Source organism: Isoptericola sp. NPDC060185 (assembly GCF_042728595.1).
Taxonomy (GTDB): Bacteria; Actinomycetota; Actinomycetes; order Actinomycetales; family Cellulomonadaceae; genus Isoptericola.
In genome coordinates this window covers 18712-45317 of the sequence record NZ_JBHWYY010000034.1, presented here as the reverse complement: position 1 = coordinate 45317, position 26606 = coordinate 18712, and the positions used below count along the sequence as shown (strand labels likewise).

The 26606-nt window shown below is 75.5% G+C and carries 29 protein-coding genes and 1 pseudogene; 19 read left to right on the top strand and 11 right to left on the bottom strand.

Annotated features, from left to right (window positions below):
• Nucleotides 1-168 precede the first annotated feature (168 nt).
• The 11 genes and pseudogenes from ACFWDO_RS12660 to ACFWDO_RS12610 all read left to right on the top strand — a co-directional run bounded on the left by ACFWDO_RS12660 (nt 169) and on the right by ACFWDO_RS12610 (nt 9119).
• Complete coding sequence (locus ACFWDO_RS12660) at nt 169-636, top strand: hypothetical protein (protein ID WP_380317091.1); 468 nt, start codon at nt 169-171, stop codon at nt 634-636.
• Nucleotides 633-2258, top strand: coding sequence for a multicopper oxidase family protein (locus tag ACFWDO_RS12655; protein WP_380317094.1), 1626 nt, complete (start codon nt 633-635; stop codon nt 2256-2258). Before ACFWDO_RS12660 ends, ACFWDO_RS12655 begins: the two co-directional genes overlap by 4 nt.
• 63 nt (nt 2259-2321) lie before the next feature.
• On the top strand, nt 2322-2912 hold the full coding sequence (locus ACFWDO_RS12650; RefSeq protein ID WP_380317097.1) for a GNAT family N-acetyltransferase: 591 nt from the start codon (nt 2322-2324) through the stop codon (nt 2910-2912).
• A gap of 40 nt (nt 2913-2952) precedes the next feature.
• Nucleotides 2953-3396, top strand: coding sequence for a helix-turn-helix transcriptional regulator (locus tag ACFWDO_RS12645; RefSeq protein ID WP_380317100.1), 444 nt, complete (start codon nt 2953-2955; stop codon nt 3394-3396).
• A gap of 5 nt (nt 3397-3401) precedes the next feature.
• On the top strand, nt 3402-3821 hold the full coding sequence (locus ACFWDO_RS12640; protein WP_380317103.1) for a VOC family protein: 420 nt from the start codon (nt 3402-3404) through the stop codon (nt 3819-3821).
• 65 nt (nt 3822-3886) lie between these two features.
• Nucleotides 3887-4321, top strand: a complete 435-nt coding sequence (locus ACFWDO_RS12635; protein WP_380317106.1) for a YdeI/OmpD-associated family protein — start codon at nt 3887-3889, stop codon at nt 4319-4321.
• Between the two features lie 22 nt (nt 4322-4343).
• Nucleotides 4344-4925: an MOSC domain-containing protein gene (locus ACFWDO_RS12630; protein ID WP_380317110.1), complete on the top strand. Its 582-nt coding sequence runs from the start codon at nt 4344-4346 to the stop codon at nt 4923-4925.
• Between the two features lie 55 nt (nt 4926-4980).
• On the top strand, nt 4981-7362 hold the full coding sequence (locus tag ACFWDO_RS12625) for an ATP-binding cassette domain-containing protein (RefSeq protein ID WP_380317113.1): 2382 nt from the start codon (nt 4981-4983) through the stop codon (nt 7360-7362).
• Between the two features lie 67 nt (nt 7363-7429).
• On the top strand, nt 7430-8041 hold the full coding sequence (locus ACFWDO_RS12620; protein ID WP_380317116.1) for a DUF1016 N-terminal domain-containing protein: 612 nt from the start codon (nt 7430-7432) through the stop codon (nt 8039-8041).
• Nucleotides 7930-8199 (top strand): annotated as a pseudogene (locus tag ACFWDO_RS12615) (PDDEXK nuclease domain-containing protein); the annotation flags it as partial. The gene ACFWDO_RS12620 and the pseudogene ACFWDO_RS12615, both read left to right, overlap by 112 nt.
• A gap of 128 nt (nt 8200-8327) precedes the next feature.
• Nucleotides 8328-9119 carry an SDR family oxidoreductase gene (locus tag ACFWDO_RS12610; RefSeq protein ID WP_380317119.1) on the top strand — a complete coding sequence of 264 codons (792 nt, stop codon included), beginning with the start codon at nt 8328-8330 and terminating at the stop codon, nt 9117-9119.
• A gap of 11 nt (nt 9120-9130) precedes the next feature.
• Here ACFWDO_RS12610 and ACFWDO_RS12605 read toward each other — a convergent pair whose 3' ends face one another.
• Nucleotides 9131-9730 (bottom strand): GNAT family N-acetyltransferase, encoded by a 600-nt coding sequence (locus ACFWDO_RS12605; protein WP_380317122.1) that lies wholly within the window; start codon nt 9728-9730, stop codon nt 9131-9133.
• A gap of 67 nt (nt 9731-9797) precedes the next feature.
• Between ACFWDO_RS12605 and ACFWDO_RS12600 the strand changes: the two genes are divergently transcribed.
• Nucleotides 9798-10223, top strand: a complete 426-nt coding sequence (locus ACFWDO_RS12600) for a YybH family protein (protein ID WP_380317125.1) — start codon at nt 9798-9800, stop codon at nt 10221-10223.
• 4 nt (nt 10224-10227) lie between these two features.
• Here the strand turns inward: ACFWDO_RS12600 and ACFWDO_RS12595 are convergent, their stop codons facing one another.
• The 4 genes from ACFWDO_RS12595 to ACFWDO_RS12580 all read right to left on the bottom strand — a co-directional run bounded on the left by ACFWDO_RS12595 (nt 10228) and on the right by ACFWDO_RS12580 (nt 12980).
• A complete protein-coding gene (locus tag ACFWDO_RS12595; protein WP_380317128.1) occupies nt 10228-10737 on the bottom strand; it encodes a hypothetical protein in 510 nt (169 codons plus the stop codon).
• Complete coding sequence (locus ACFWDO_RS12590) at nt 10734-11747, bottom strand: hypothetical protein (protein ID WP_380346970.1); 1014 nt, start codon at nt 11745-11747, stop codon at nt 10734-10736. The genes ACFWDO_RS12595 and ACFWDO_RS12590 overlap by 4 nt, the downstream gene beginning before the upstream one ends.
• On the bottom strand, nt 11744-12343 hold the full coding sequence (locus ACFWDO_RS12585) for a SigE family RNA polymerase sigma factor (protein ID WP_380317134.1): 600 nt from the start codon (nt 12341-12343) through the stop codon (nt 11744-11746). The genes ACFWDO_RS12590 and ACFWDO_RS12585 overlap by 4 nt, the downstream gene beginning before the upstream one ends.
• 85 nt (nt 12344-12428) lie before the next feature.
• Nucleotides 12429-12980 carry a GNAT family N-acetyltransferase gene (locus tag ACFWDO_RS12580; protein WP_380317137.1) on the bottom strand — a complete coding sequence of 184 codons (552 nt, stop codon included), beginning with the start codon at nt 12978-12980 and terminating at the stop codon, nt 12429-12431.
• 94 nt (nt 12981-13074) lie between these two features.
• Between ACFWDO_RS12580 and ACFWDO_RS12575 the strand changes: the two genes are divergently transcribed.
• Complete coding sequence (locus tag ACFWDO_RS12575; protein WP_380317140.1) at nt 13075-14220, top strand: GNAT family N-acetyltransferase; 1146 nt, start codon at nt 13075-13077, stop codon at nt 14218-14220.
• On the opposite strand, the gene ACFWDO_RS12570 is transcribed toward ACFWDO_RS12575, so the two are convergent.
• The 4 genes from ACFWDO_RS12570 to ACFWDO_RS12555 form a co-directional block, all read right to left on the bottom strand.
• Nucleotides 14207-14872: an MBL fold metallo-hydrolase gene (locus tag ACFWDO_RS12570; protein ID WP_380317143.1), complete on the bottom strand. Its 666-nt coding sequence runs from the start codon at nt 14870-14872 to the stop codon at nt 14207-14209. The genes ACFWDO_RS12575 and ACFWDO_RS12570 overlap by 14 nt on opposite strands.
• A 19-nt stretch (nt 14873-14891) precedes the next feature.
• Complete coding sequence (locus tag ACFWDO_RS12565; RefSeq protein ID WP_380317146.1) at nt 14892-15800, bottom strand: alpha/beta fold hydrolase; 909 nt, start codon at nt 15798-15800, stop codon at nt 14892-14894.
• Nucleotides 15801-15863: 63 nt separating this feature from the next.
• Complete coding sequence (locus ACFWDO_RS12560) at nt 15864-16826, bottom strand: endonuclease/exonuclease/phosphatase family protein (RefSeq protein ID WP_380317149.1); 963 nt, start codon at nt 16824-16826, stop codon at nt 15864-15866.
• Between the two features lie 149 nt (nt 16827-16975).
• Nucleotides 16976-17860, bottom strand: a complete 885-nt coding sequence (locus tag ACFWDO_RS12555; protein WP_380317152.1) for an endonuclease/exonuclease/phosphatase family protein — start codon at nt 17858-17860, stop codon at nt 16976-16978.
• Between the two features lie 36 nt (nt 17861-17896).
• On the opposite strand from ACFWDO_RS12555, the gene ACFWDO_RS12550 reads away from it, so the two are divergent.
• The 3 genes from ACFWDO_RS12550 (at nt 17897) to ACFWDO_RS12540 (ending at nt 21487) form a co-directional block, all read left to right on the top strand.
• The gene (locus ACFWDO_RS12550) at nt 17897-18532 is read left to right on the top strand and encodes a hemerythrin domain-containing protein (protein ID WP_380317155.1); all 636 of its coding nucleotides are present in this window, start codon (nt 17897-17899) and stop codon (nt 18530-18532) included.
• 121 nt (nt 18533-18653) lie between these two features.
• A complete protein-coding gene (locus ACFWDO_RS12545; protein ID WP_380317158.1) occupies nt 18654-19055 on the top strand; it encodes a DUF3817 domain-containing protein in 402 nt (133 codons plus the stop codon).
• A 107-nt stretch (nt 19056-19162) separates the two neighbouring features.
• Nucleotides 19163-21487: a bifunctional metallophosphatase/5'-nucleotidase gene (locus tag ACFWDO_RS12540; protein ID WP_380317161.1), complete on the top strand. Its 2325-nt coding sequence runs from the start codon at nt 19163-19165 to the stop codon at nt 21485-21487.
• 80 nt (nt 21488-21567) lie between these two features.
• Here ACFWDO_RS12540 and ACFWDO_RS12535 read toward each other — a convergent pair whose 3' ends face one another.
• The gene (locus ACFWDO_RS12535; RefSeq protein ID WP_380317163.1) at nt 21568-22512 is read right to left on the bottom strand and encodes a hypothetical protein; all 945 of its coding nucleotides are present in this window, start codon (nt 22510-22512) and stop codon (nt 21568-21570) included.
• A gap of 1 nt (nt 22513) precedes the next feature.
• Nucleotides 22514-23023 carry an Lrp/AsnC family transcriptional regulator gene (locus ACFWDO_RS12530; RefSeq protein WP_380317166.1) on the bottom strand — a complete coding sequence of 170 codons (510 nt, stop codon included), beginning with the start codon at nt 23021-23023 and terminating at the stop codon, nt 22514-22516.
• Between the two features lie 104 nt (nt 23024-23127).
• On the opposite strand from ACFWDO_RS12530, the gene ddaH reads away from it, so the two are divergent.
• From ddaH to ACFWDO_RS12515, 3 genes are all read left to right on the top strand, one after another.
• Nucleotides 23128-24051 carry a dimethylargininase gene (gene ddaH / locus ACFWDO_RS12525; RefSeq protein WP_380317169.1) on the top strand — a complete coding sequence of 308 codons (924 nt, stop codon included), beginning with the start codon at nt 23128-23130 and terminating at the stop codon, nt 24049-24051.
• A complete protein-coding gene (locus ACFWDO_RS12520) occupies nt 24048-25238 on the top strand; it encodes an ornithine cyclodeaminase (protein WP_380317172.1) in 1191 nt (396 codons plus the stop codon). The genes ddaH and ACFWDO_RS12520 overlap by 4 nt, the downstream gene beginning before the upstream one ends.
• A gap of 190 nt (nt 25239-25428) precedes the next feature.
• The gene (locus ACFWDO_RS12515) at nt 25429-26571 is read left to right on the top strand and encodes a hypothetical protein (protein ID WP_380317175.1); all 1143 of its coding nucleotides are present in this window, start codon (nt 25429-25431) and stop codon (nt 26569-26571) included.
• Nucleotides 26572-26606: the final 35 nt, after the last annotated feature.

Genomic DNA, 26606 nt, shown 5'->3' with positions numbered 1-26606 from the left:
CAGTTGACACCGTGATGGGGCTCCGCGAGGCCCCATCACGGTGTCAACTGCCTGTTCGACATCGGGGCGCAGGCAGGGTTCGCTCAGGGTCGGTGTCGCCCCGGGGCGACAGCAGGAGACGCCCCCGGGCCGATGTGGCCGACCCCGGCGCGCGGGGATCGTCGGGGCATGACCTCGAACCAGCCCTCCCCGCAGCCCTCGCCCCGGCCCGGCCCCCAGCCCGCCGTCCCGCCCCAGCCCGCCCGCCCCGAGCGCGCGGGGATCTCCTGGCCGCTCGTGGCGGGGCTCGCGTCGATGGCGCTGCTCTGGCCGCTCACCGGCCTCACCGGCCTCACCGGCCTCGGCGGCACGGGAGCGCCGCGGGCGCTGGGCATCGTCGCGCTCACCGCCGTGGTGTGGATCGGCGTCGTCGGGTTCGGCCGGGTGCCCCGGCCGGTGCTCACCCTGACGATGACGGGCCTCGCGTCCGGCGTCGTCACCCTGCTCGTCTCGACGCTGTTCGGCGGCGTCGGCCTGGGCGGCGAGGGCGCGGCCGCGTGGACGGCGATCCCGGCGCTCGCGATGGACGCCGGCTGGGGCGCGCTCGCCGGCGTCGTCGCGCTCGGCGTCCAGAAGGCCCGCGGCGGCGCCCGATGACGACGACCCGACGACCACGACGGCCGACCCGCCGCGCGGTGCTGCGCGCGACGGCGCTCGCCGCCGTCGTCGCCCTGCTCGCCGCCGGGTGCGGCGCGATCCCCGGCTCCGTGACGTCGGTCGACGAGCCGGAGTTCACGCGCGAGCTCCCGGTGCCGCCGCTCGCGCCCTCGCGGGTGGTGGACGGCGTGCGCACCTTCAGCCTCATTGCCCGGGAGGGCACAACCGAGCTGCTGCCCGGCGTCGATACCCCGACGTGGGGTTACGACGGCCCGTACCTGGGCCCGACGCTGCGCGCGGAGCGCGGCGAGCAGGTCGCCGTCGAGGTGACCAACGATCTGCCGGAGACCACCACCGTGCACTGGCACGGCATGCACCTGCCCGCCGCGATGGACGGCGGCCCGCACCAGCCCGTCGAGCCGGGCGCTACCTGGCGGCCCACCTGGCGGATCGACCAGCCCGCCGCGACGCTCTGGTACCACCCGCACCCGCACGGCGCGACGGAGGAACAGGTGTACCGCGGGCTCGCTGGGCTGTTCCTGCTCGACGACGACGCGTCGCGCGCCGCCGACCTGCCGCAGGAGTACGGCGTCGACGACGTGCCGGTGGTCGTGCAGGACAAGGTGCTCGACGACGACGGCCAGCTCGTCCTCGGCCGCGACGGCGGCGAGCCGGGCACCCTGGGCGGCACGGTCGTGACGAACGGCGTCGCGGGCGCCTACCAGCGCGTCACGACCGAGCGGGCGCGGCTGCGCCTGGTCAACGGGTCGACGGCGCGCACGTACGCCCTCGGGTTCGCCGACCGGGACATGGACCTGGTCGCCACGGACGGCGGGCTGCTGGACGCGCCGGTCCGCCTGGACCGGGTGCGCCTGGCGCCGGGGGAGCGCGCCGAGGTGGTGGTCGCGATGGCGCCGGGCGAGACCACGCGGCTGCACTCCTTCGAGGCCGACCTGGGCGGCGTCGCCGTCCCGTTCGCGATGGGCGGCAACGACGCGTTCGACGTGCTGGAGCTACGCGCGGCCGACCGGCTCGCGCCGTCGCCGGAGCCCGCCTGGGGGCCGTCGGAGCACGCCACCGACGACGCCCTCCACGAGGAGGGGGCGACCGTGACCCGCACGTTCGACCTCGCCGAGCGCACCATCAACGGCGCGACGATGGACTCCGGGCGGGTCGACGAGGTCGCCACCGTCGGCAGCACCGAGGTGTGGGAGGTGCGCAACACCGTCCCCATGCCGCACAGCTTCCACGTGCACGACGTGCAGTTCCGGGTCCTGGCCGTCGACGGGAAGGCGCCGCCCCCAGAGCTGGCCGGCCGCAAGGACACCGTCTTCCTGGAGCCGCGCCGCACGTACCGGCTGCTCCTGCGGTTCGACGACTACGCGGACGACGCGATGCCGTACATGTACCACTGCCACATGCTGCTGCACGAGGACGAGGGGATGATGGGCCAGCTCCTCGTCGTCGGGCCGGGGTCCGACGCCCGGCCCGGGCCCTCGGAGGCGCTGTCGGGACACGACGGCGGGCACGACGACGGGCACGACGACAAGGGGCACGTGGGCCGCGTGGTCGGGGACGGGTACGGGCCGCGGCGGGCGGCGACGCCGCACGACCACGGCTGAGCCGGCGCGACGACCAGCGGGAACGTCCTGGCCGTGCGTCGGCCGGGCTGCCAGGATCGACGCATGCCCTCTCTCCTGCCCGTGACGTTCGCGCCCTTCACCGACGCGGAGCAACCCACCCTCGACGTGCCCGCCGCAGGAGCGCGGCTGCGGCCGTGGCGCGACGACGACGCGCCCGCGGTCCGCGCCGTGTACGCCGACGCGGCGATCCAGCGCTGGCACGTGCGGGTGCTGGACTCCGACGACGAGGCGCGCGACGTCATCGGCGGCTGGCGCGCCGGCTGGGCCGAGGACCGCGAGGCGAGCTGGGCGGTGGCCGACGCCGTCGACGACACGGTGGTGCTGGGCCGCATGGCCGTCAAGACGTTCGACCCGCACGGCGTGGGCGCCGTCGCCTACTGGACGGCCCCGGCCGCCCGGGGGCGCGGGGTCGCCCCCGCTGCGCTGGACGCGGCTGCGACGTGGGCGTTCGACGCCGGGTTCCGCCGGCTGGAGCTGGTGCACTCGGTCGACAACGCGCCGTCGTGCCGTGTGGCCCAGAAGGCCGGCTTCGCCGCCGAGGGCGTGCTGCGCCAGTCCGTGCGCCACCTCGACGGCTGGCACGACATGCACCTGCACGCCCGGGTGGCCGGTCCCGCAGCGGGCGGCCGCTGACGCCGCGCGGGCGCCCGCGGCTCGTGGAAGCATCGCACCCGTGACCAGCACCGACGCCGACCGGCTGCGCGACCTCGCGCTGCTGCGGCGCGTGCGCGACCGGATGGACCGGGAGTTCGCGCAGCCGCTGGACGTGGAGGCGCTGGCCCGCGGCGTGCACATGTCGGCCGGGCACCTGAGCCGCCAGTTCAAGCAGGCGTTCGGGGAGTCGCCGTACAGCTACCTCATGACGCGGCGGATCGAGCGTGCGATGGCGCTGCTGCGACGCGGGGACCTCAGCGTCACGGAGGTGTGCTTCGAGGTGGGGTCGTCGTCGCTGGGCACGTTCAGCACGCGGTTCGCGGAGCTGGTGGGGATGTCGCCCAGCGAGTACGCCCGGCGGGCCCGTTCGGCGGGGGCGGAGCTGCCGTCGTGCGTCGCGAAGCAGGCGACCCGACCGGTCAGGAATCGAGAAGCGGCCGACGGGGGCGCGCACCTAGCGTGACTTCCATGAGCGACATCGACATCACCATCCACACGACCTTCCTCCCGCACACCGACCCGGAGGCCTCCCTGGGGTTCTATCGCGACCTGCTCGGCTTCGAGCTGGTCCAGGACGTCGGCCAGGGCGAGATGCGCTGGCTGACCTTCGTCTCCCCGGCGCAGCCCGAGACGCGCCTCGTCCTCACCCCGCCCGCCGTCGACCCCGGCATCACCGACGACGAGCGGCGCACGATCCGTGAGCTCATGGCCAAGGGGGCCTACCAGTCCCTCATCCTCGGTACCAAGGACCTCGACGGCGTCTTCGCGAAGCTCCAGGCCGCCGACGCCGAGGTCGTCTCCGAGCCCACCGAGCAGCCGTGGGGTGTCCGCGACTGCGCCTTCCGCGACCCGGCGGGCAACATGGTCCGCATCGACCAGGTCGGGTGACGGCAGTGTGCGTCCCGGGTGTCCCGCGTCTCACCCGGACCACCCGAGAAGGCGAGGGAGTGGTCATGAGGTTTCGTGCCGTCGTCGAGCCGGCGGAGAAGATGCAGGGCCTCGAGGTGCCGCCGGAGGTCGTCGAGGCCCTCGACGGCGGCGCCCGGCCCCCGGTGGTCATCACCGTGAACGGCCACTCGTGGCGCAGCCGCGTCGCGATCATGCGCGGCCGCCACCTGCTGGGCCTCAGCCGGGCGAACCGGGAGGCCGCGCGCCTCGAGGTCGGCGCGGAGGTGGAGGTCGAGCTCGCGCTCGACACCGAGCCCCGCGTCGTCGTCGAGCCCGACGACCTCGCCCGGGCGCTCGACGCCGACCCGACCGCCCGCGCGGCCTACGACGCACTGCCGCAGGGGCGGCGACGGCGCATCGTGCTCGACGTCGACGGCGCCAAGCAGGCCTCGACACGGGCCCGCCGCATCGACAAGGCTCTGGCCGAGCTGCACGGCTGACACCCCGACCGAAGGAGACCGCGTGACCGTCACGGAGCCCTCGACCACTACCCCGTCGTCCCGGGCCGCGGCCCGCGTCGTCTCGGTGCACGCCAGCGCCGTGCACGGCTTCAGCAAGCCGGCCGTCGACGAGGTCGTGCTGGTCGAGGGCGTGGGGGTGGCGGGCGACGCGCACGCCGGCGTCACCGTGCAGCACCGCAGCCGGGTCGCGGCGGACCCGTCGCAGCCGAACGTGCGCCAGGTCCACCTCGTCCACGCCGAGCTCTTCGACCGGCTGCGCGAGGCCGGCCACGACGTGGCGCCCGGCGACCTGGGGGAGAACCTCACCACCCGCGGGATCGACCTGCTGGGGCTGCCGGTGGGCACGCGGCTGACGATCGGGGACGCCGTCGTGACGGTCACGGGGCTGCGCAACCCGTGCCAGCAGATCAACGACTTCCAGCCGGGGCTGCTCAAGCAGGTGCTGCGCCGCGGCGACGACGGCGAGGTGGTGCGCCTCGCCGGCGTCATGGGGATCGTGTCGCGCGGCGGCACGGTCCGCCCGGGCGAGCCGATCGACGTCGAGCTGCCCGCCCCGCCGCACCTTCCCCTCACCCGCGTGTGACCGCGCCGCCGACCCTCGGGCCCGATCCCTCCGCCACGACCGAAGGAGCCACTCCGTGACCACGACCGTGACCACGACCGACCACGCCGCCGACGCGCACGACCTGATCCGCGTCCGCGGAGCCCGCGAGAACAACCTGCGCGACGTGGACGTCGAGATCCCCAAGCGGCGGCTCACGGTGTTCACCGGCGTGTCCGGGTCGGGCAAGAGCTCGCTGGTGTTCGCGACGATCGCCGCCGAGTCGCGGCGCCTCATCGACGAGACGTACTCGACGTTCGTGCAGGGGTTCATGCCGTCGCTGCCGCGGCCGGACGTCGACGTCCTGGAGGGCATCACCACCGCCATCCTGGTGGACCAGGAGCGCATGGGCGCCAACGTGCGGTCCACGGTCGGCACGGTCACGGACGCGAACGCGATGCTGCGCAACCTGTTCAGCCGCGTCGGCGATCCGTACGTGGGCCCGCCCACGGCGTTCTCGTTCAACATCCCGACGTCGACGGCGAGCGGCGTGTTCAGCACGGGCAAGGCCGGGGGCGAGGTCGAGAAGAAGGTCGTGCGCAACCAGGTGTACCTGGGCGGCATGTGCCCCGAGTGCGAGGGGCGCGGCACGGTCTCCGACCTCGACCTGTCGGTCATCGTGGACGAGTCGCTGTCCCTCAACGACGGCGCGATCCTCGTGCCGGGCTACAAGGCGGACGGCTGGATGGTGAAGGGCTTCGCGGAGTCGGGCTTCGTCGACGGCGACAAGCCGGTGCGCGACTACACGGAGACCGAGCGGCACGACTTCCTCTACCGGGATAAGGGCAAGGTCAAGGCGCTCGGGATGAACATGACCTACCAGGGCCTCATCCCCAAGCTGCGCGAGTCGATGTTCAGCAAGGCACCCGAGTCGCTGCAGCCGCACGTCCGCGCGTTCGTGGAGCGGGCGGCCGTGTTCGTGCCGTGCCCGGCCTGCGACGGCACCCGGCTCAACGAGTCCGCCCGGTCGGCCAAGGTCAACGGGGCCAGCATCGCGGACGTGTGCCGGATGCAGATCTCCGACGCCGCCACCTGGGCCCGGGGCGTGGACGACCCGGGGGTGGCGCCCCTGATCGGGAGCCTCCTGCACCTGTTCGACAAGTTCGTCGAGATCGGTCTCGGGTACCTGTCCCTCGACCGGCCCGCGGGCACGCTGTCCGGCGGCGAGGCGCAGCGCACCAAGATGATCCGCCACCTCGGCTCCGCGCTGACCGACGTCACCTACGTCTTCGACGAGCCGACCATCGGCCTGCACCCGCACGACATCGAGCGGATGAACACCCTGCTGCAGGACCTGCGCGACAAGGGCAACACGGTGCTCGTCGTCGAGCACAAGCCCGAGGCGATCGCGGTCGCCGACCACGTGGTCGACCTCGGCCCGGGCGCGGGCACCGACGGCGGCACGGTCTGTTTCGAGGGCACGGTCGAGGGCCTGCGCGCCAGCGGCACGCTCACGGGCCGGCACCTCGACGACCGGGTGAGCGTCAAGGAGTCCGTCCGGGAGCCGTCGGGCGCGCTGGAGATCCGCGGCGCCGACCAGAACAACCTGCGCGACGTCGACGTCGACGTCCCCACCGGCGTGCTGGCCGTGATCACGGGGGTCGCCGGGTCGGGCAAGAGCTCGCTCATCCACGGCAACCTGGCCGGGCGCGAGGGCGTGGTCGTCGTCGACCAGGGCGCGATCAAGGGCTCGCGACGGTCCAACCCGGCCACGTACACCGGGCTGCTGGAGCCGATCCGCAAGGCGTTCGCGAAGGCGAACGGCGTGAAGCCGGCCCTGTTCAGTGCCAACTCCGAGGGCGCGTGCCCCACCTGCAAGGGCAACGGCCGCATCTACACCGAGCTCGGGTTCATGGAGACCGTCGAGACGCCGTGCGAGGACTGCGGCGGCAAGCGGTTCATGGCCTCGGTGCTCGAGTACACGCTCGGCGGCAAGAACATCGCCGACGTGCTCGACCTGTCCGTCGCGGCCGCGCACGCGTTCTTCCGCGAGGGGGAGGCGAAGATCCCCGCTGCGCACAAGATCCTCGCGCACCTGGAGGACGTCGGGCTCGGGTACGTGAAGCTGGGCCAGCCGCTCAACACGCTGTCCGGCGGCGAGCGGCAGCGGCTCAAGCTCGCCATGCACATGGGCGCCGACGGCGGGGTGTACATCCTCGACGAGCCCACCACCGGCCTGCACCTGGCCGACGTGGCGAACCTGCTCGCGCTGCTCGACCGGCTCGTGGACGCCGGGAAGTCCGTCATCGTCATCGAGCACCACCAGGCCGTGATGGCGCACGCCGACTGGATCATCGACCTCGGCCCGGGCGCGGGGCACGACGGCGGCACGGTCGTCTTCGAGGGCACGCCGGCCGACCTGGTCGCGTCTCGGTCCACCGTCACGGGCGAGCACCTGGCGGACTACGTCGGCTCGTGAGGTCTGGCGTCCACAGGCTGTGGACCGGCGCCCTCGACGGCGTGCGACGGCGGCCAGGCTGGGTGGCATGGACACCGACGGCGCTGCGCTCGAACCCTCCGGCTACACCGACCTGCTGACGGAGCTGAAGCAGCGCGTCCGCGCCACGCAGCTGCGTGCCGCCCGGGCCGCGAACACCGAGGTGCTGCGCCTCTACTGGTCGATCGGGCGCGACATCCTGGAGCGCCAGGAGCAGGCCGACTGGGGTGCGAAGGTCGTGACGCGGCTGGCCGCCGATCTGAAGCGGGAGTTCCCCGACCAGCGCGGCTGGTCCCGGCGGAACCTGCTGTACATGCGGCGGGCCGCGGAGGTCTGGCCGACCGAGGCCGAGTTCGTGCAACAGGCTGTTGCACAACTTCCCTGGGGGCACGTGACAGTGCTGCTCGACCGGCTCCACACCCGCGAGCTGCGCGACTGGTACGCCGAACGGGCGGTGGCCGACGGCTGGTCCGCAACGTCCTCGAGCACCACATCGCGTCGAACCTGCGCGGGGCGCTCGGCGAGGCCCCGTCGAACTTCGCGGCGGCCCTGGACGGCGCGGACTCCGACCTGGCCCAGCAGCTCGTCAAGGACCCATACGTCTTCGAGCACCTCGCGTACGTCGCGTCGACGAGGGAGCGGGACGTCGAGCAGGCGCTGATGGACCGGCTGCAGGACACGCTCCTGGAGCTGGGGCGCGGGATGGCGCTCGTGGGACGTCAGTTCCACCTGCCGCTCGGCGACGGGGCCGAGTTCGTCATGGACCTCCTGCTGTTCCACGTGGAACAACCGCGCTACGTCGTGGTGGAGCTCAAGGTCGGTCCGTTCGAGCCCGCCTTCGTCGGGCAGCTCGGTGCCTACGTCGCGGCTGACCGTCACGTTCTCGCCCGCCGCGTCGTCGGAGGGGCAGGACGCGCGGTGGTCGCGCGACGACGGAGGAGGACGGCATGGCACGCATCCTGGTCACCGGCGGCACGGGACACCTCGGCCGGCTCGTGGTGCCGCGGCTGGTCCGCACGGGCGCGTCGGTGCGGGTGGTCAGCCGCAGCCCGCACGCGGAGGGCGACGGCGTGCGGTACGTCGTGGCGGACTGGTCGACGGGCGAGGGACTGGCGCAGGCGGTGGGCGACGCGGACGTCGTCGTGCACCTGGCCGGCGACCAGCAGCACAACGAGCCGATGGCGGCCGCGCTGGTGCGGGCGGTCCGCGACGCGGGCACGCAGCCGCACCTGGTGAACATCTCGGTGGTGGGCGCGGAGAAGGTGCCGGTGCGGTCCGGGTTCGACCGGCGCGCGCTCGGCTACATGGCGAGCAAGCTGGCCCAGGAGCAGGTGCTGGAGGCCTCCGGCATCCCGTGGACCAACCTGCGCGCCACGCAGTTCCACGAGCTGGTGCTCATCGCCGCCCGGGCCCTCGCGAAGCTGCCCGTGGTGCCCACGCCCAGCGGCTGGCGGGCGCAGCCGATCGCGGCCGACGAGGTCGCGGCGCGGCTGGTCGAGCTCGCCCTCGGCGACCCGCAGGGCCGGGTGCCGGACGTCGCCGGCCCGGAGGTGCTCACGTTCCGCGGCATGGTGCGGAGCTACCTCGACGCCGTCGGCTCGCGACGCCCGACGATGCCGGTCCGCGTGCCCGGCGCCGCGTCACGGGCGTACGCGGCGGGCGGCAACCTCGCCCCCGACCGCGCCGTCGGCAAGCAGACGTGGGCCGCGTTCTTCGCGGAGCACGTCGAGCACCGCTGAGGGGGCCGGCCTCAGAGGTCGACACGCATCACCGCCCGGCGCGGCGTCGGGCGGCTCACCTCGCGGAACCCGGCGGCCTCGAACACGGACGCCACGCCGACGAAGAGCGTGCCCGTGTCGTCGGTCGCGCCCGGCTCCACGACCATCGGGTAGCCCTCGACGGCGCGCGCCCCGCGGGCACGGGCGTGCTCGACGGCGGCGGCGGTGAGCGCGGCGCTGACCCCGCGACGGCGGAAGCCTGCCCGGGTGACGAAGCAGACCACGGCCCACACGCCGTCGTCCTCCTTGTCCTCGTCGCGCCCCGACCACGGCACGCGCGCGGTGCGCAGGCGGACGTACGCGCTGCGGGGCTCGACGGCGCACCACCCCGCGGGCTCGCCGTCGAGCCAGGCGACCAGGCCGCTGGTGGTGGGGGAGCCCGGCTCGCCGCAGTGCGTGTCGCGACGCAGCTCGGCGGCGCGCTCCTCGCGTGCGGACTCCCGCCAGCGCGAGGACGGGGTCTGGAACCACCGGCACTGGCAGCGCGCGCCCTCGCCGCGCTCGCCGAGCACGGTCTGCAGGTCCTCCCAGGAGGCCTCGTTGGCCGGCCGGACCACGATGTCGGACGTCATCCCCTCATCGTGCCCCGAGCCGCCGACGGCGGTACCGAGCGCGGCCGCGGGGGCGTTCACTGGAGGCATGGGCGACCGCGAGGACTTCCTCGACTGGTTCGGCACCACGTGGCGGGCCGCGGAGACCGCGCTGCACGGCGGCGACGCCGCCCCGCGCGACCGCACCTGGTCCGAGCGCGCGCCCGTGACCCTCTTCGGCGCGTGGATGGAGGCGGTCGGCCCCGCCGAGGCGCGGAAGGTGTTCGCGCGGCTCGCGGAGTCGTTCTCCGACGTCTCCTCCGCCGAGGTCGAGCTGGTCGCCGCCGACGTGAGCGGCGACCTGGCGTACACCGTGCACCGGGAGATCACGTCCACCCGAGTCGACGGCCGCCCGCGCGACTACGTGCTGCGTGTGACGCAGGTGTACCGGCGCGAGGACGACGGGTGGAAGGTGGTGCACCGGCACGCCGACGGCGGGCCGGCGCACGACGCGCACCGACCCGTCGACGGGTGAGGGCTCAGCCCCCGGACAGCCCGAGCGACCGCACGATGCTGCCGAACCGCTCCTGCGAGGCCGCGCCGCGCGGCCCGCTGTACTCCAGCGAGACCGTGCCGTCGCCGCGCCGGAGCTCCACCGAGCCGAGGAAGCACGGCTCGCCGTCGTCCGTGGTGGAGTCGCCCACCCGGATCACGGCGGCGTCGGCGCCCGGGACGTCGTACCGGTACCCGGTCGGCGGGACCGTGCGGGGGGCGTCGCCCGTCCGGGTCGCGACCGTGACCGTCTCCCCGTGGCCGCCCGCCGACCAGGCGGTCCCGTCGGCCGCCGGCGTCTCGGCCCACCCGTCCGGCAGGGCCAGGCGCAGCCCCGTCCCGGCGGCCGACCGCTCGCGCCAGCCGTCCGGGACGGCCGACGTGTGGAGCTCCGGCAGGTCCCCCAGGCCCGGCACCCGCTCCGCCGCGGCGGAGAAGCCGAGCGTGCCCAGGAGCTGCCGCGTCAGCGCGCGCCCGTCCGCGGAGCCGGGCGTCACGATCGTGACGAGATACCCCGCCCGCCCTCGCGCCGCACGTGCGCGATGGTGCTGTCCACGCCGTCGTCGGTCCGGGTCTCCACCTGGACCACGTCCGCGCCGTCGAGCGGGAACGTGGACGCCGGGTCGAGCGGCGACGACGCGATCGAGCCCGGCCACCCCGCGAAGCCGTCGGACAGCTCCACCGTCAGGGCGGCCGACCCGTCGGCGCTCGCGGACCGCGACCGCTCACCGGCGGGGAACGCGTCGGCGGCGCCCTCGTCGGCGGCCCAGCCGCGCGGCACGGCGTACTCCAGGCCGGCGAACGACGTCCTCTCCCAGCCGCGCGGCACGCCGGGGGCGATCCCGTCGAGCGGCTGCAGCACGGCCTCGGCGTCCGGGTCCGGCAGGGGCGCGGACTCCGGGTCCGCCGACACCGACCCCAGGAGGTCGGAGAACACCCGCTCGCCCTCGGCGCCGTCCACCCAGACCAGGGTCACCTGCACCACCTCGCCGGACTCCAGGGTGATCTGGAGCTTCCCGACGAAGTCCTGGACGGCCGTCGGGTCGTGGTCCTGCTCGGTGACGTACCGGGCGGACTCCGCCCCCGGGACCCGGACATCCACGGGCGTCAGCCCCGACCCCGGCGGCGCGAGCGGTGCGTCCGGCGCCGGCTGCACCTGCACGAAGTCCCCGCCCTCGTTCGACGGCCCCTCCTCCCAGACCCCGGCGGCGCCGGGCTCGAGCCCGGGCGGCACCGCGAGCGCCACCCCGCCGACGGCGACCGGCGTCCACCCGTCCGGGACGTCGGAGGACGCCGGGCTCACGACGCCGGCCGGCGCCGCCACCTGCCACACCCCGGCGACGGCGCCCACGGCGGCGAGCGCCCCGACGCCGCCGAAGGTCGCCCGACGGGCCCGCACGCGCCGCACGGCACGGCGGCCCATCGTCGCTCCGTCGAGCGCGGGGACGGGGGCCACCTCGTCGGCCGCGTGCCGGAGCTCGGTCACGAAATCGTCCTGGAGGGTCATCGGACCGTCCCCTTCCTCGTCGGTGTCGCTTCGTCGTCGGTGCCGTCGGCCCCGAGCAGCTCCCGCAGGCGCGTCAGGCCGCGGGACCCGCTCGACTTCACCGAGCCGACCGAGATCCCGAGCTCGTCGGCGGTCTGCGCCTCCGAGCGGTCGAGCAGGTGGCGCAGGACGACGACACGTCGCTGCGCCTCCGGGAGCTGTCGCAGCGCCCGGACCAGCCGGTCGCGGTCCAGCACGGTGCGGGTGCCGTCGGGCACGGGCGCCGGGCGCAGGTCCGCGGGGTCGGAGAGGACGTCGCGGCGCGTGCGGCGCCACCCGTCGATGCGCGCCGTGGCGATCACGCGGCGCGCGTACGCGAAGGGGTCGCCGTCCTCGACCCGCCCCCAGGCGCGGTAGGTCCGCTCCAGCGCGAGCTGGACCAGGTCTCCTGCGCGGTGCTCGTCGCCGCTCAGGAGGTAGGCGATCCGGGAGAGTGCCGGCGTGCTCGCCGCGGCGAACGCGGTGAAGCGCTCCGCCGCGGACGTGCCCGCCGTCACGATCCCGAACCGCTCGTCGCTCGTCTCGTGGAGGCGCGGCATCGCGCCCTCGCTCGTCATGGGCACTGCCCTTGTCGTGGTGTCACGCCTCATAGACGCGCCCGGGCGGCCGGGGGTTGTCTGCGGGGCAGGACCGCCCGGCGGGTCAGGCGGCCCGGTCGCCCTTCAGCACCCCGTAGACGAGGGTGTCCGTCCACTCGCCCTTGGACCACCAGTCGGCGCGGAGGTGCCCCTCGCGCTGCATGCCCACGCGCTCGCAGAGCCGGGCGGACGCCTCGTTGCGGGCGTCGAGCTGCGCGACCACGCGGTGCATCCGGTAGAAGTCGAACGCGAGGTCGAGGACGGCGCGCACCGCCTCCGTCGCGTAGCCCTGGCCGGTGTGGTCGGGGTGGAAGACCCAGCCGATCTCGCCGCGGGAGACCGTGTCGCCCGTCGTCCACAGGGCGACGTCGCCGACGACCACCCCGTCGTGCTCCACGACCAGCGCGAGGGCGGAGCCTGGCTCGTCGATGGCGGTGCGGGCGAGGCGCTTGGCGAGCTGCGCCTCCGCGACGGCCGGCGTCCACGGCTCCTCGAGCAGGTAGCGGGCCACGGTGGGGTCGGCGTAGTAGGCGAGCAGCGGCTCGAGGTCCTCCGCGCGGTGCGCGCGCAGGACCAGGCGGCCCGTGGTCACCGGCAGGGGGGTCTCGGTCGTCACGGTCAGGCACCCTACGCGGCACGACGCCCGGCCCGCGACGGCAGCGGGCCGAAAAGGCGTGGCGCGGCGCCCGCCCCCGGCGGACCGTGGGGGCATGAGCACCCCCGCCGCCACCCCGACGTGGCGCCTCCTCGAGCCACCCCTCGCCGACCGCCTCGACTCGGCCCAGGCCTGGGCCTACCACGGCATCGCCGCGCTGGAGCGGGCCGTCGCTCTCGCGGACCTCGGCCACGACGACCTGCCTCCGCGCGCCCTGGACCTCCTGGCGGGCGACCTCCACCAGGAGCACACCCGGCGGTACCGGCTCGTCGCCGTGGAGGACGACGAGGGCGGTACGCCGCGCGTCGTCGGCCACGGCGTGCTGCTGCTGCCCGTCACCGACAACCGGCACCTCGTCATCGCGCGGGTCGCCGTCCTGCCGACGCACCGCGGGCGGGGCATCGGCTCCGCCGTCGCGGACCGGCTGCGGCGCGTCGCGCTCACGGAGGGCCGCGCCACGGTGCTCGCGGTCGTCGAGCTCGCCACCGAGCCGGCCGCGGACGACCCCGCGGCGCTCACGCCCGCCGAGGGCGACGGCCGGGTGTCCGCCGACCTCCCGGGCGTGCGCTTCGCCCGGCGCGCGGGCCTGGTGCTGGAGCTCGTCAGCCGACGGTCGGTGCTGGACGTCCCGCTGCCCGCCGCCGTCGTGGACGAGATCGTGGCGGGTGCGGCAGCGGCCGCGGGGGAGGACTACCGCCTGCACACCTGGCTCGAGCCGGCGCCCGAGGTGTGGGTCGACCAGCTGGCCGCCCTGGAGCAGAAGCTGTCCGAGGACGAGCCGAACGGCGGACTCGCGCTGGAGGCCGAGCACTGGGACGCGCGCCGGATCCGCGACGAGGAGGCGAAGCGGGCCGACCGGGGCATGGCCGGCCTCGTCACCGTCGCGGAGCACGTCGGCACGGGCACCCTCGCGGGGGTGACGCGGATGATGTTCGCCCACGACCGGCCCGAGCTCACCGAGCAGGAGAGCACCGTGGTGCTGCCCGCGCACCGCGGCCACCGGCTCGGGACGCTGCTCAAGGGCGTGAACCTGCGGGAGCACACGCGGCTGCGCCCGGCCACGCGGCGGATCTCCACGTGGAACAACGAGACCAACGCGCCGATGCTCGCCATCAACGTGGCCCTCGGGTTCCGCCCCGCCGGCGGCCTGGCGGAGCTCCAGGCGCCGCTGGCCGACGTCCTGCCGCTCAGCCGCGGCTGACCTCCAGCGGCTCGCCGAGGGAGAGGCGGCGGTAGGCGACGCCGTCGGCGAGGCCGCCGACCACCCGGTCGACGAGCGCCTTGCCGGCGTCGTTGAGGATCGCGTCGTGGATCGGGACGGCGGTGCGCGGCGCCACCTGGCGCACGTAGTCCACCGACTCCGCGAGCTTGAGCCACGGCGCGGCCACCGGCAGGGCCAGCACCTCCACGCGCGTGCCCGCGGGCGGCGGGGTGAACGAGTCGCCCGGGTGCAGCAGCGCGCCGTCCACCAGGTAGGCCACGTTGGCCGGCGGGGCCATGTCCGGGTGGATGGTCGCGTGCCGCTCGCCGAGCACCCGGACGGCGAACCCGGCCGCGTCGAACGCGTCCCCGCCGGCGACGGCGTGCAGCCGGTCGGCGGGCGCGCCCGCCTCGGCCAGCAGGTCGACGACGGGCTGCGGGCCCCACACGTCCGGCCCGGGGCCGGCGGTCAGGACGGGGACCAGTCGCGGCACGTCCACATGGTCGACGTGCTCGTGGGTGACGAGCACGGCATCGGCGCCGTCCAGGACGCGCGGGTCGGTGAACGTGCCGGGGTCGATGACGAGCGCGCGCTCGTCGCGCTCGAGGCGGAGGCCGGCGTGGCCCCAGGCGGTGAGGGAGAAGGAGGACATGACGCCCATCTTGCTCCTGCTACCCGCCCGCGCGCTCCCGGGTGTGCTCGACCAGGGCGGGCAGCAGCACGTCCCACGACGACGGCGGCGGGGACTGGTGGCCCACGCCGTCGAGCAGCAGCAGCCGCGCGCCGGGGATCTCGGCCGCGAGCGCGGCGCCGTGCCCGGGGAAGAGCGGGTCCTCGGTGCCGTGCACGACCAGCGTGGGCACGCGGAGGTCGGCGAGCGTGCCGGCGAACGGTTCGCCGGGCTCCGCGGCGAAGTGGTTCGTCCCGGCGGTCGGGTCGAGGGAGCGTGCGACGGCGCGGGTCGCGACGGCGCGGGTGCGCGCCTCGTCGAAGTCGCCCCGGCCAGTGAGCGCGCGGTCCTCCGCGACGGCGGCGTCGACCAGCGCGGCCGTGTCCGTCGGGTCGGGGGTGGGTCCGTCCCAGAGGCCGTGCAGCTCGGGCACCGACGGCGGGAGGTCCGCGTCGCCAGGGCCGCGGACGGCGCGGCTCGTGGCGACCAGCGTGAGCCCCGCGACGCGGTCCGGGTGCTCGAGCGCGAGCTCCTGGGCGATGACGCCGCCCATCGACAGGCCCACCAGGTGCGCCCGGTGCACGCCCAGGTCGTCGAGCACCCGCAGCGCGTCCTCGGTGAGGTCGCGGCCCGTGTAGTCCGGCGCGCCGGGCGGGCACGTGGTCGACCGGCCGGTGTCGCGGTGGTCGTAGCGCACGACGTACCGCCCCCGGGCCGCGAGCGCCGCGCACAGGTCGGCGGGCCACCAGTCCATCGACGACGCGACGCCGCCCACCAGCAGCACCGTCGGGTCGGCGGGGTCCCCGACGGCCTGGTAGCAGAGCCGCAGGTCGCCGTCCACGGCGAACCGCTCCGGGCCGAGGGCGTCGCCGTCGGCGGGGCCGACGTCAGCTGTCGTCGCGGGTGTCATGCACGGGTGGACGCCCCCGGGCCGCCGGACTCATCGGCCGCGGCGGCACCGGGCGAACCCGCGTCAGGGGAGGCGCAGCAGCGTCTGCACGGGCGTGTGGTCGCTGGGCCAGCGGCCGTCCTTCGTCCAGGTGTTGATGGTCGCGGCGAGCACGTCGGCGCCGCCGGTGGCGAGGATCCAGTCGATGCGGTCGTTGCCCGGCACGGGGGCGCCGTAGTTGGGGAACGTCCCGACGTCGGGGGTGAGCCGCCGGTCGGCGGACGTCCACGTGTCGAGCAGCCCGCCGTCGGTGACGAGCACGCCGTACGGCGCGGACCGGCCGGCGGGGGCGTTGCAGTCGGCGGTGAAGACGACGGGCAGGCCGAACCCGGCGACCAGGTCGCGCACCACCTCGGCGCTGCGCACGCGGGCGTGCTCCGACTGGTGGTCGAAGTGCGAGTTGACGTGCACGAGCTCGGTGCCGGTGCGCTCGTCGCGGAACCGGGCCCAGGTGACGATGCGGGTCACCGTGTTGCCCCACGTGGCGGAGCCGATGACGTCGGGGGTGTCGGACAGCCAGAACTGGTCCCACCACAGCAGCGTGAGCCGGCGAGCGTCGTAGAAGATCGCCGAGTACTCGCCGTCGGCGCCGCCCGACCGCCCGTAGCCCACCGTGCGGTAGTGCTTGCCCAGCCCTCGCTCGACGGCGGCGAGCTGCTGGAACTCGGCCTCCTGCACGCCGAGGATCGTGGGCTGCTCCAGCGCGAGGAGCTCCGACACGAGGGGTGCCCGGTCGGGCCAGTGGTCGGGCTCGCCGGGGTGCGTGGCGTCCTCGCGGTCCAGCCGGATGTTGAAGCTCATCGCGTGCAGCGTCGTCCCCTTGGCGGGGCCGATCAGCGCGCCCTCGCCCCGGCGGGTGGCGGTCGTGGCGGCGGCACCCGGGGCGGCGAGGGCGCCGGTGACGCCGAGCGCGCCGAGGGCGCCGGCGGCCGTGAGGGCGCTGCGTCGGGTGATGCCGGTGGGGGCGGCGGAGCTGCGGTGGTCCATGTCGTCCTCCAGAGGGTGGGCGGCCCGGGGTGGCCGTTGCCCGACCATCCCATCGGTCGCGCGTGACCGCCCGGCGGACGCCAGGTGGACGGCGGACGACGGCGCCGTGACCAGGCGGTTCCTCCGCCGGGCCACGGTCGCGCGGCAGGTCAGCCCAGGCGCAGCAGCGCCTGCACGGGCGTGTGGTCGCTGGGCCAGCGGCCGTCCCTCGTCCAGGTGTTGATGGCCGCGGCGTGCACCTCGCTGTCCGGGGTGGTGAGGATCCAGTCGATGCGCTCGGCGCCGGGCTGCGGCGTGCCGTAGTCGGGGAACGTCCCGACGTCGGGCCCGTGGCGGTCGGCCGCGTCCAGCCAGGTGTCGAGCAGGCCACCCTCGGTGACGAGCACGTCGTAGGGGGAGGAGGCGCCCGCGGGGGCGTTGGTGTCCGCGGTGAACACGGCCGGCAGGCCCGCGGCCTCGATCTCGGCGCGCACCACCCGCGCGCCGCGCTCCCGGGCGTCGTCGGACTCGTGGTCGAGGTGGGAGTTCACATGCAGCAGCTCGCGGCCCGTGCGCCCGTCACGGAACCGCGCCCAGGTGACCACCCGCGGGTACAGGTGGTCCCAGGTGGAGCCCGCGAGCCGCGGCGTGTCCGACAGCCAGTACTGGTCCCACCACAGCAGCTCGAGCCGGCGCGCGTCGTACACGATCGCCGAGTGCTCGCCGGCGGCGCCGCCCTCGCGGCCGTGCCCCACCCACCGGTAGTCGTCGCCCAGCGCGCCCGTGACGGCCTGGAGCTGGGCGAAGCGCGCCTCCTGGACGCCGAGGAGCATCGGGCGCTCGCGGGCCAGCAGCTCGGTGACGAGCGGCGCGCGGTCGGGCCAGTGGTCGGGCGTGCCGGGCAGCGTGTCGTCGATGGCGCAGCGCACGTTGAAGCTCATGACGTGCAGCAGGTCGTCGTCGGGCGCCCCGATGAGGGGGGTGTGGTCGGGAGCCATGTGGTGGACGGCGGGGTGGTCTGCGGAACGGTCGGCGGCGGGGAGGGTGTCGGGCACGGCCGTCACCGTACCCCCGGGCGGTGCCGCTGCTGGGTGCCGCTGCTGGGTGCCGCTGCTAGGTTCGGCCGCATCGTGATCCTCCCGCACCCCGAGCACCCGAACCCGCCCACCCCGTCCACCCCCGCCGGCACGTCGTCCGACGCCGCCCGCCTCGTCGCCTGGGGCCAGGAGCTGCGCTCCGTCCACGCCCGGCTGCGCGACGCGCTGGAGCTGGCGCGCGAGGCCGTGGCCCCCTCCGCCGACGACAGCGCCGACGACACCGCTGCCCACGCCGTCGACGACGGCGCAGCGGCCCCGTCGCCCGACCCGCGCCGCCGGCTCGGCCTGTACTGCCACGGCTTCTGCCAGGCGCTGGAGGGCCACCACCGCGGCGAGGACACCAGCGTCTTCACCACCCTGCTGGAGCTGCGCCCCGACCTCGCGGACGTCGTCGACGAGCTGCAGCGCGACCACGCGATGCTCGACCACCTGCTGGGCGACCTGGCCCGCGCCGTCGACGCGGAGGCCGACGCCGTCACCCTGGAGCGGCACCTCGACGGCATCGACGCCGTCATGGAGACGCACTTCCGGTACGAGGAGAAGCGGCTGGTCGACGTGCTCGACTCGCCCGCCCTCGCTGCCGCGCTCGCCGGGACCGACCGGCGCGCGGCCCTCGGCCCGCTGGCCTGACCCGGCCCCGAACACGCCGCGCCGAGCGGTGCCGACGGGCTGTCACCTCCTCGGGCGGGACGACGGCGCACGTCGGGCAGACTGAGCGCACCGCCGTCCCGCACCGCCCGAGAGGTCCGCCATGCCCGCCGCGTCCCCGACGCCCACCCGCCAGCCCCTATCCCGCACCGGCCGCGTGTACGCCGTGATCGCCGTGATCGAGGCGTTCACCTGGGCGGGCCTGCTCGTCGGGATGTACCTCAAGTACGTCACCGAGACGACGGACGCGGGCGTCTGGCTGTTCGGCCGGCTGCACGGCGCGGCGTTCCTGGCGTACGTGGTGGTCGCGCTCGTCGCCGCGGTGCGGCTGCGCTGGGGGTGGTTCCGCACGCTGGTGGCGCTCGCCGCCGCCGTCCCGCCCCTGACGACACTCCTCGCCGAGTGGTGGCTGCGGCGCACGGGCCACCTGAGCGAGCCGGCCGTCGAGCAGGTCGTCGCCCCGGCCCCGGCGGGCGCCACCAGCGAGGACGCCACGGTTTCCTGATCGTTACCCGGGTAGCCACGACGGCGTCGCCGGACGCCGCTACGGTGCCACTGATACCTCGGCACCGATACCGCCGCACAGGTATCTCCGCACATCAGGGAGCACCCATGCCAATCCTCCGTCCCCTCGCTCGCCGGCGGACCGCCGGCGTCGCGTGCGCCACCCTCGCCTTCGCGGGGATCGCGACCGCCGGCGCCGTGTCCGCCAGCGCCGACCCGATCGTCGACGTCCAGATCCTCGCCACCAACGACTTCCACGGCCGCATCCAGGCGAACGGCACCGAGGCCGGCGCCGCCGTGCTCTCCGGCGCGGTGAAGCAGCTGCGCGCCGAGAACCCGAACACCGTCTTCGCGGCGGCGGGCGACCTCATCGGCGCCTCGACGTTCGAGTCGTTCATCCAGCACGACAAGCCCACGATCGACGCCCTCAACGAGGCGGGCCTCGACGTGTCGGCCGTCGGCAACCACGAGCTCGACCAGGGCTACGACGACCTCCTGAACCGCGTCATGGCGCCCTACGACGCCGAGACGAACCCGTACGGCGGCGCGCAGTGGCAGTACGTCGCGGCGAACCTCAAGGTCAAGGCGACGGGCGACGACGCCGTCCCGGCCACGTGGATCAAGGACTTCGGCGACGTGCAGGTCGGCTTCGTCGGTGCCGTCACCGAGGAGCTGCCGGCGCTCGTCAGCCCGGCCGGCATCGCGGACGTCGACGTGCGCGGCATCGTCGACTCCGTGAACGCGGAGGCCGACGACCTCAAGGCCGAGGGCGCCGACGTCGTCGTCATGCTGGTGCACGAGGGCGCGGAGTCGACGAGCTGCGCCGCGATGCCGACGGCGGACAACGCGTTCGCGGACATCGTCAACGACGTCAGCCCCGAGGTCGACGCGATCGTCTCCGGGCACACGCACCTCGCCTACGACTGCAAGTTCCCCGTGGCCGAGTGGGCCGGGCGCGCCGTGACGGAGCGCCCCGTCGTCTCCGCGGGCCAGTACGGCTACAACCTCAACCAGCTCAACTACTCGGTGGACGCCGCGACCGGCGAGGTCGCCGGCGTGACGACGGCGGTCCTGCCGCTGGCGGGCAACTACCCGGCCGACCCGGCCGTCACGTCGATCGTGTCGGACGCCGTCGCCGAGGCCGACGTGCTCGGCGCGGAGCCGCTGGGCCAGATCGGCGGGGCCTTCAACCGGGCCAAGCTGTCGTCCGGCGCGGAGAACCGCGGCGGCGAGTCCACGCTCGGCAACCTCGTCGCCGAGGTGCAGCGGTGGGCCACGGAGGCCCCGGAGTCCGGCGCGGCGCAGATCGCGTTCATGAACCCGGGCGGCCTGCGCGCCGACATGGTGGGCACCGGCACCGGCGCCTTCCCGCGCACCCTCACGTACAAGCAGGCGGCGGCCGTGCAGCCGTTCGCCAACACGCTCGTCAACATGCGCCTCACGGGCGCGCAGATCAAGACCGTCCTGGAGCAGCAGTGGCAGCGCGACAAGGACGGCAACGTGCCGTCGCGCCCGTTCCTGCGCCTCGGCGTCTCCGAGGGGTTCACCTCCACCTTCGACGCGAGCCGCCCCGAGGGCGACCGCATCACCGGCATGTGGCTCGACGGCGTGGCGCTGGACCCGGCCGCGTCGTACTCCGTCACGGTGAACTCGTTCCTCGCCTCGGGCGGCGACAACTTCCGCGCGTTCGCGGACGGCTCCGGCGCCCGCGACACCGGCAAGGCCGACCTGGCGGCGTTCGTCGACTACATGGCCTCGCACACGGCCGACGGCGCGCTCGCCGTCGACCCGAGCCAGCGCGCGGTCGGCGTCTCGTTCCCGGCCGACGCCCCCGAGGCGTACACCCCGGGCGCGACCGTCTCCTTCGACGTCTCCTCCTGGTCGATGTCGGCGCCCGGCGACGTCACCGACCCCGAGCTCACCGTCTCGCTCGGCGACACGGTGCTCGGCACCGCCGCCGTGACCACCGCCGCGGGCACCACGCCCGACGACACGATCGGCACCGCGACCGTGTCCGTGCAGCTCCCGGCCGACGCCCCGACCGGCGCCACCGCCCTCACCCTCACGGGCGCCGCGACCGGCACCGAGGTGACCGTGCCGATCGAGGTGGCGAAGAACGCCGCGACGGTGACCGTCGACGGCCCGCAGGTCATCAAGCACAAGAAGGACCGCGCCCGTCTCGACGTCACCGTCGCGTCGGCCGGCGCCACCCCGACCGGCGCCACCCCGACCGGCACCGTCGAGGCCGTCGTCGGCGGCCGCGTGCTCGACAGCGCCGACCTCGCCGACGGCGCCGCGACGCTCGTCGTCGGGCCGTTCGACAAGGGCACCGTGAAGGTCGAGGTGCGCTACTCCGGCGACGCCGCGACCGAGGCGGCCAGCGCCACCTCCAGCATCGACGTCACCGCGAGCGGCAAGCCCGGCCGCGGCTGACACCAACACCACCACCGCCCGAGGTGGGTCGGTCCGAGCGGACCGGCCCACCTCGGGTCGTCTCCGGGGTCGCGGAGGCGCTAGTCCCAGCCGCAGGCGTCGTGCACGAGGTCGTAGGTCGCGGCGCGCTGCGCGTCGGTCATGGGCACGTAGATCTCCGGCTGCCGCTGCCTGTCCACCTCGGCGTGCACGGGCAGGAACGTTCCGCGCTTGTCCTCGGCGACGACGTGCGGGTCGCAGCGGGCGGGCACGAGCTCGAGGACGACGCGGCCGTCGGCGTCGGGGGTCAGGTCGTCGCCCAACCAGGCGTGCCCGGCGGCGGGGGAGAGCAGGGTGGTGCCCGCGACCTGCAGCAGGCGGACGTCGGGGCCGCCGGGTACGGGGTCGGCGGCGAGGGTGACGCGCCCACCGTCGGCGACGCCGTCGGGCGTACGGACCCGCGCGGCGCGGACGTCGATGACGCGCAGCGTGAGGCCGGAGGCGACGAGCTGCTCGGCGCACGTCTCCGCGTGCACGGCGGCGAGGCGCGCGAGCGGGTCGGTGACGTCCAGCACGACCTCGGTCCCCGAGCCGTCGCCCGGGCCCGCGTCGTCGTCCGCCTCGCCGGGCGCGAGCCGGACGGTTGCCGTCGCGACCGGGATGGTCTGGGCGTCCGCGCCGGACAGCCGCTCGGGCGCGGCGGCGTCGCAGTCGACGTCGCCCAGCCGGATGCGCACGTCGCGGCCTGCGCCGGGAGCGAGCGTGCGCGGGCGGTGGTGGCCGTCGGGGCTGCTCGGGCCGTAGCCGGGCGCATCGAGGGCGCCGCCGAGCAGCGTCACCGTGCTGCCCGAGCCGTTCGTCACGTGCACCACGGCGCGCCGGTCGGCGTACTGGGTGCGCTCCTGGCGCAGCTCTGCGGTCAGGTGCCCGGCGACGCCGTCGGGCAGGGTGTCGGACCCGTCGGCCCCGTCGGACGCGGTGCACGCCCCGGCGAGCGCCAGGGCGGCCGCGGCCAGCAGGCCGGCGACGCGCCGCGGCGCCCGCACGTCACGCCTCGCTCGTGGGCGCCGGCGCGATCGCCGCCGGGGAGCCGGCGCCGGGCTCGGCGGCGGGGGATCCGGGGCGCGGCGGCCGGTCGATGACGCGCGTCATGACCAGCGACGTGCGGGTCTTGTCCACGCGGGCGCTGGCGCGGATGGCCTCCACGGTGCGCTCCACGTCGGCCATGCCACCCGCCATGATCTGCACCATCGCGTCGGCCTCGCCGGTGACGGTGTCGACCCGCACGATCTCCGGGATGGTCGCCAGGTCGCGGCGCAGCGTGGCGGGCGAGACGTTGCCGCGGCAGAACAGCTCGACGTACGCCTCGACGCCCCAGCCGAGCTCCTCGGGCGCCACCCGCACCGTGAACCCGGTGATCTCGCCGCGCGCCAGCATGACGTCCACGCGCCGCTTCACTGCGGGCGCGGACAGGCCCACGTCGGCGCCGATGTCGGCGTAGGTCGCGCGGCCGTCGCGAAGCAGGTGCCCGACGATGCGGCGGTTCAGCGCGTCCATACCTCGGATTCTTCAGCCCGCGCGCACGATCCGCCAGGTCTGCTCCCGGGACGCGCAACGGATCGCCCGTCCGGCACAACGTCCGCGGCCCTAGCGTCCCGGACATGACGGCCCTCACCCCGACGACGACGTCGGCCACGGTTCCCCAGCCCGAGGAGCGCACGGCGACCCCGCGCCGCTTCCTCATGTGCCCGCCCACGTACTTCGACGTGGTCTACGAGATCAACCCCTGGATGGACCTCGGCGTGCCGGTCGACACCGGCCGCGCCCTCGCCCAGTGGGAGCACCTGCGGGCGACGTACGAGGCCTACGGGCACCGGGTCGAGGTGATCGACGCCGTGCCCGGGCTCCCCGACATGGTGTACGCGGCCAACGGTGGCGTCGTGGTGGGCGGCCGCGCGCTCGCGGCCCGGTTCACGTACCCGGAGCGGCGTCCGGAGGGCGTCGCCTACGAGAGGTGGCTCGCCGCCGCGGGCGACGGCGTCACCAGCCTCGGCCAGGCCGCGGAGCAGAACGAGGGAGAGGGCGACCTGCTGCTCGCCGGCGACGTCATGCTGGCCGGCACCGGCTTCCGCACCTCCCGCGCGGCGCACGCCGAGGTGGCCGCACTGCTCGGCGTCGAGGTCGTGACCCTGGAGCTCGTCGACCCGCGCTACTACCACCTCGACACCGCGCTGGCCGTGCTCGACGCCGGCACCGCGCCCGCCACGATCGCCTACCTCCCCGAGGCGTTCACCCCCGCGTCGCGGGCGGTGCTCGCGGAGCGCTACCCGGACGCGATCCTCGCCACGCCCGAGGACGCCGCCGTGCTCGGCCTCAACGCCGTGTCCGACGGCCGCCACGTCTTCCTCACCGACCGCGCCACCGGCATGCACGCCCGGCTGCGTGAGCGCGGCTTCGAGCCCGTGGGCGTCGACCTGTCCGAGCTGCTCAAGGGCGGCGGCTCCGTGAAGTGCTGCACCCTCGAGCTGCGCCCCGCCCCGACCACCACGACGACCACCACGACGAACCCGGAGGCCCGCGCATGACCACGGTCCCGTTCCTCGACGTCGCGTCCACCGCCCGCTGGGTGGCGCACCGCGGCCCCGAGGCCGTCGTCGGCCGCCTCGTGGACGCGCTCGCCGCCGACTTCGCCCGCTGGCCGGACCTCGACAAGCGGCCGCGGATCGCGTCGCACTCGCGCGACGGCGTCATCGAGCTCATGCCGACGTCCGACGACGCCACCTACGGCTTCAAGTTCGTCAACGGCCACCCGCGCAACCCGGCCCGCGGCTACCAGACCGTCACCGCGTTCGGCGTCCTCGCCGATGTGCACAACGGCTACCCCACGTTCCTCGCCGAGATGACGCTGCTCACCGCGCTGCGGACGGCGGCGACGTCGGCCCTCGCGGCCCGCCACCTGGCGCGCGCCGGCTCGCGGACCCTCGCCCTGATCGGGGCGGGCTCCCAGTCGGAGTTCCAGGCGCTGGGCATGCGGGCGGCGCTCGGCATCACGCACCTGCGCGTCTGGGACACCGACCCGGGCGCGCAGGCCAAGCTCGCCCGGCACGCGCGCGCCCTCGGGTTCGAGGTGCACGAGGCGGGCAGCGGGGAGGACGCCGTCACCGGCGCCGACGTCATCACCACCTGCACGGCGGACAAGGCGAACGCGACGGTGCTCACGCACGACATGGTGTTCCGCCTCGCCCGCCCGGGCGTGCACGTCAACGCCATCGGCGGCGACTGCCCCGGCAAGACGGAGCTGGACCCCGCGATCCTGCGCGCCGCCGACGTGTACGTCGAGTACGAGCCGCAGACGCGGATCGAGGGCGAGATCCAGCAGACTCCCGACCTCGCCGTCACGGAGCTGTGGGAGGTCGTGGCCGGACGGCGGGACGGCCGCCGCGGCGCCCCCGCCACCGCGGGCCCGGGCGGGGCGTTCACCCGGCACGCGGGCGACCGCAGCGCCCCCGACGAGCAGACCGTCACCGTCTTCGACTCCGTCGGCTTCGCGGTGGAGGACTGGACCGCGCTGCGGTTCGTGCGCGACGACGTGCCCGCCGGCCTGCTGCAGCACCTCGACATGGTGGCCGAGCCGGACGACCCGAAGGACCTGTTCTCCCTGGTCACCGCGGCGCAGGAGGACGACCGCGCCGACGAGATGCACGCCCTGGACCGCCTCATGGGCCTGGCCGGCCGTGGCCACGTGGAGGCGCTCGCGCCCGCCCGCGCCTGAGCCGTCGCACCGCTCGCACCCCGCCAGCACCCCGCCAGCACGGGGGCCGCGCCCGTCCCTCCGGGCGCGGCCCTCGGCGGTCGTGGTGGACGAGGGTGGCCTCCGCCCGCGGTTCGCTGCCATCATGACCCGCGAGCGCGGACCAGGGGGGGCGCGCCGACAGCTCAGGAACCAGGGACGGGGGCGCCTCGTGAGCGCGAGCCACGGCGACGACGCGCCCGTGCACCACGGCGTCGCCGACGACGCGATCCGCAGGATCCGCCTCGTCGACGCCGCGGCGGGCCGCGGGGGCGGGCCCGGCGCCGCCGGCACCGCGGACCCCGACGTCCTGCGCGCGGCGCTCGCGACCCTGCCGCCCGACGACCAGGGCCTGCTGCGCGACCGGCACCTGCGTCGCCAGGCGACGAGCGTCCTCGCGAGCGCGCACGGGTCCTCGCAGCGCGCGGTGGAGCGTCACCTCGCGCGGGCCGAGGAACGCCTGGGCGCCGCGCTCGCCGCCGCCCACGCCCACGACTGCCCGCCGGGCTGCCGCGACACCCGCCTCGCCCTGGACGACTACGCGCACCGCCGCCTCGCCCCCGCCCGCGCGACGGAGCTGGAGGACCACCTCGTCGGGTGCGTGGGCTGCCTGCGCGCCGTCGTGGACGTGCGGGACCCCGCCTGGGCGCTGCGCGACGCCGGCCCGGCGGCGGTCGCGGGCAATGCCGCCTCGGCCGCCCCGCTCGCCGCGGACCTGCCGGGGGAGCGGCGGCCGGGCGCGCGGTCGGTGAACGGCCGCCGGGCGTGGCTCATCGCCGCCGGCACCCTGGCCGCGGGCACCGTCGCGGCCGTCGCGGTCGCGCTCGGCGGCGGCGGGGAGGGGCCGGAGCTGCCGACCCCCACGCCGTCGTCGACGACGCCGCTGGCCCGGACGGAGCTCCCGGCGTCCCCCGGCGCGACCTCCGGGCCCGGGGCGACGGAGCCGGGCCCGTCGGGCGCGACCCCGGAGGAGTCGACCGGCGACCCGTCGGCGACCCCGACGCCGACCGAGGAGGCGGCCGACCCGGGCCTCGACGGCGACACCGTCGTCGAGCCGGCCGACGACAGCACCACCTCGGCGCCGACGACCTCCACGCCCACCTCGCCCGCGTCCACGCCGCGGCCCACGCGCACCACGCCGACGACGAGCACGCCGACGCCGGACCGCACCACCGAGCCCCCCGCGGAGCCGGACCCCGACCCGACGACCACCGCCCCGACCGACGAGCCGACGCCCGACCCGACGACGACGGAGCCGACGCCCACCGAGCCGACGCCCACCGACGACCCCACGACGACCGGGGAACCCGAGTAGAAGATCCGCCGGGCAGCATCGCCGCCAGGGGATTT

What these genes read in the sequence shown, in the direction of transcription:
- ACFWDO_RS12660 (WP_380317091.1), top strand. Translation starts at nt 169, where the DNA reads ATGACCTCGAACCAGCCCTCCCCGCAGCCCTCGCCCCGGCCCGGCCCC.
- ACFWDO_RS12655 (WP_380317094.1), top strand. Translation starts at nt 633, where the DNA reads ATGACGACGACCCGACGACCACGACGGCCGACCCGCCGCGCGGTGCTG.
- ACFWDO_RS12650 (WP_380317097.1), top strand. Translation starts at nt 2,322, where the DNA reads ATGCCCTCTCTCCTGCCCGTGACGTTCGCGCCCTTCACCGACGCGGAG.
- ACFWDO_RS12640 (WP_380317103.1), top strand. Translation starts at nt 3,402, where the DNA reads ATGAGCGACATCGACATCACCATCCACACGACCTTCCTCCCGCACACC.
- ACFWDO_RS12635 (WP_380317106.1), top strand. Translation starts at nt 3,887, where the DNA reads ATGAGGTTTCGTGCCGTCGTCGAGCCGGCGGAGAAGATGCAGGGCCTC.
- ACFWDO_RS12620 (WP_380317116.1), top strand. Translation starts at nt 7,430, where the DNA reads ATGGACACCGACGGCGCTGCGCTCGAACCCTCCGGCTACACCGACCTG.
- ACFWDO_RS12610 (WP_380317119.1), top strand. Translation starts at nt 8,328, where the DNA reads ATGGCACGCATCCTGGTCACCGGCGGCACGGGACACCTCGGCCGGCTC.
- ACFWDO_RS12605 (WP_380317122.1), bottom strand. Translation starts at nt 9,730, where the DNA reads ATGACGTCCGACATCGTGGTCCGGCCGGCCAACGAGGCCTCCTGGGAG.
- ACFWDO_RS12600 (WP_380317125.1), top strand. Translation starts at nt 9,798, where the DNA reads ATGGGCGACCGCGAGGACTTCCTCGACTGGTTCGGCACCACGTGGCGG.
- ACFWDO_RS12590 (WP_380346970.1), bottom strand. Translation starts at nt 11,747, where the DNA reads ATGACCCTCCAGGACGATTTCGTGACCGAGCTCCGGCACGCGGCCGAC.
- ACFWDO_RS12585 (WP_380317134.1), bottom strand. Translation starts at nt 12,343, where the DNA reads ATGACGAGCGAGGGCGCGATGCCGCGCCTCCACGAGACGAGCGACGAG.
- ACFWDO_RS12575 (WP_380317140.1), top strand. Translation starts at nt 13,075, where the DNA reads ATGAGCACCCCCGCCGCCACCCCGACGTGGCGCCTCCTCGAGCCACCC.
- ACFWDO_RS12570 (WP_380317143.1), bottom strand. Translation starts at nt 14,872, where the DNA reads ATGTCCTCCTTCTCCCTCACCGCCTGGGGCCACGCCGGCCTCCGCCTC.
- ACFWDO_RS12565 (WP_380317146.1), bottom strand. Translation starts at nt 15,800, where the DNA reads ATGACACCCGCGACGACAGCTGACGTCGGCCCCGCCGACGGCGACGCC.
- ACFWDO_RS12560 (WP_380317149.1), bottom strand. Translation starts at nt 16,826, where the DNA reads ATGGACCACCGCAGCTCCGCCGCCCCCACCGGCATCACCCGACGCAGC.
- ACFWDO_RS12545 (WP_380317158.1), top strand. Translation starts at nt 18,654, where the DNA reads ATGCCCGCCGCGTCCCCGACGCCCACCCGCCAGCCCCTATCCCGCACC.
- ACFWDO_RS12540 (WP_380317161.1), top strand. Translation starts at nt 19,163, where the DNA reads ATGCCAATCCTCCGTCCCCTCGCTCGCCGGCGGACCGCCGGCGTCGCG.
- ACFWDO_RS12530 (WP_380317166.1), bottom strand. Translation starts at nt 23,023, where the DNA reads ATGGACGCGCTGAACCGCCGCATCGTCGGGCACCTGCTTCGCGACGGC.
- ddaH (WP_380317169.1), top strand. Translation starts at nt 23,128, where the DNA reads ATGACGGCCCTCACCCCGACGACGACGTCGGCCACGGTTCCCCAGCCC.
- ACFWDO_RS12520 (WP_380317172.1), top strand. Translation starts at nt 24,048, where the DNA reads ATGACCACGGTCCCGTTCCTCGACGTCGCGTCCACCGCCCGCTGGGTG.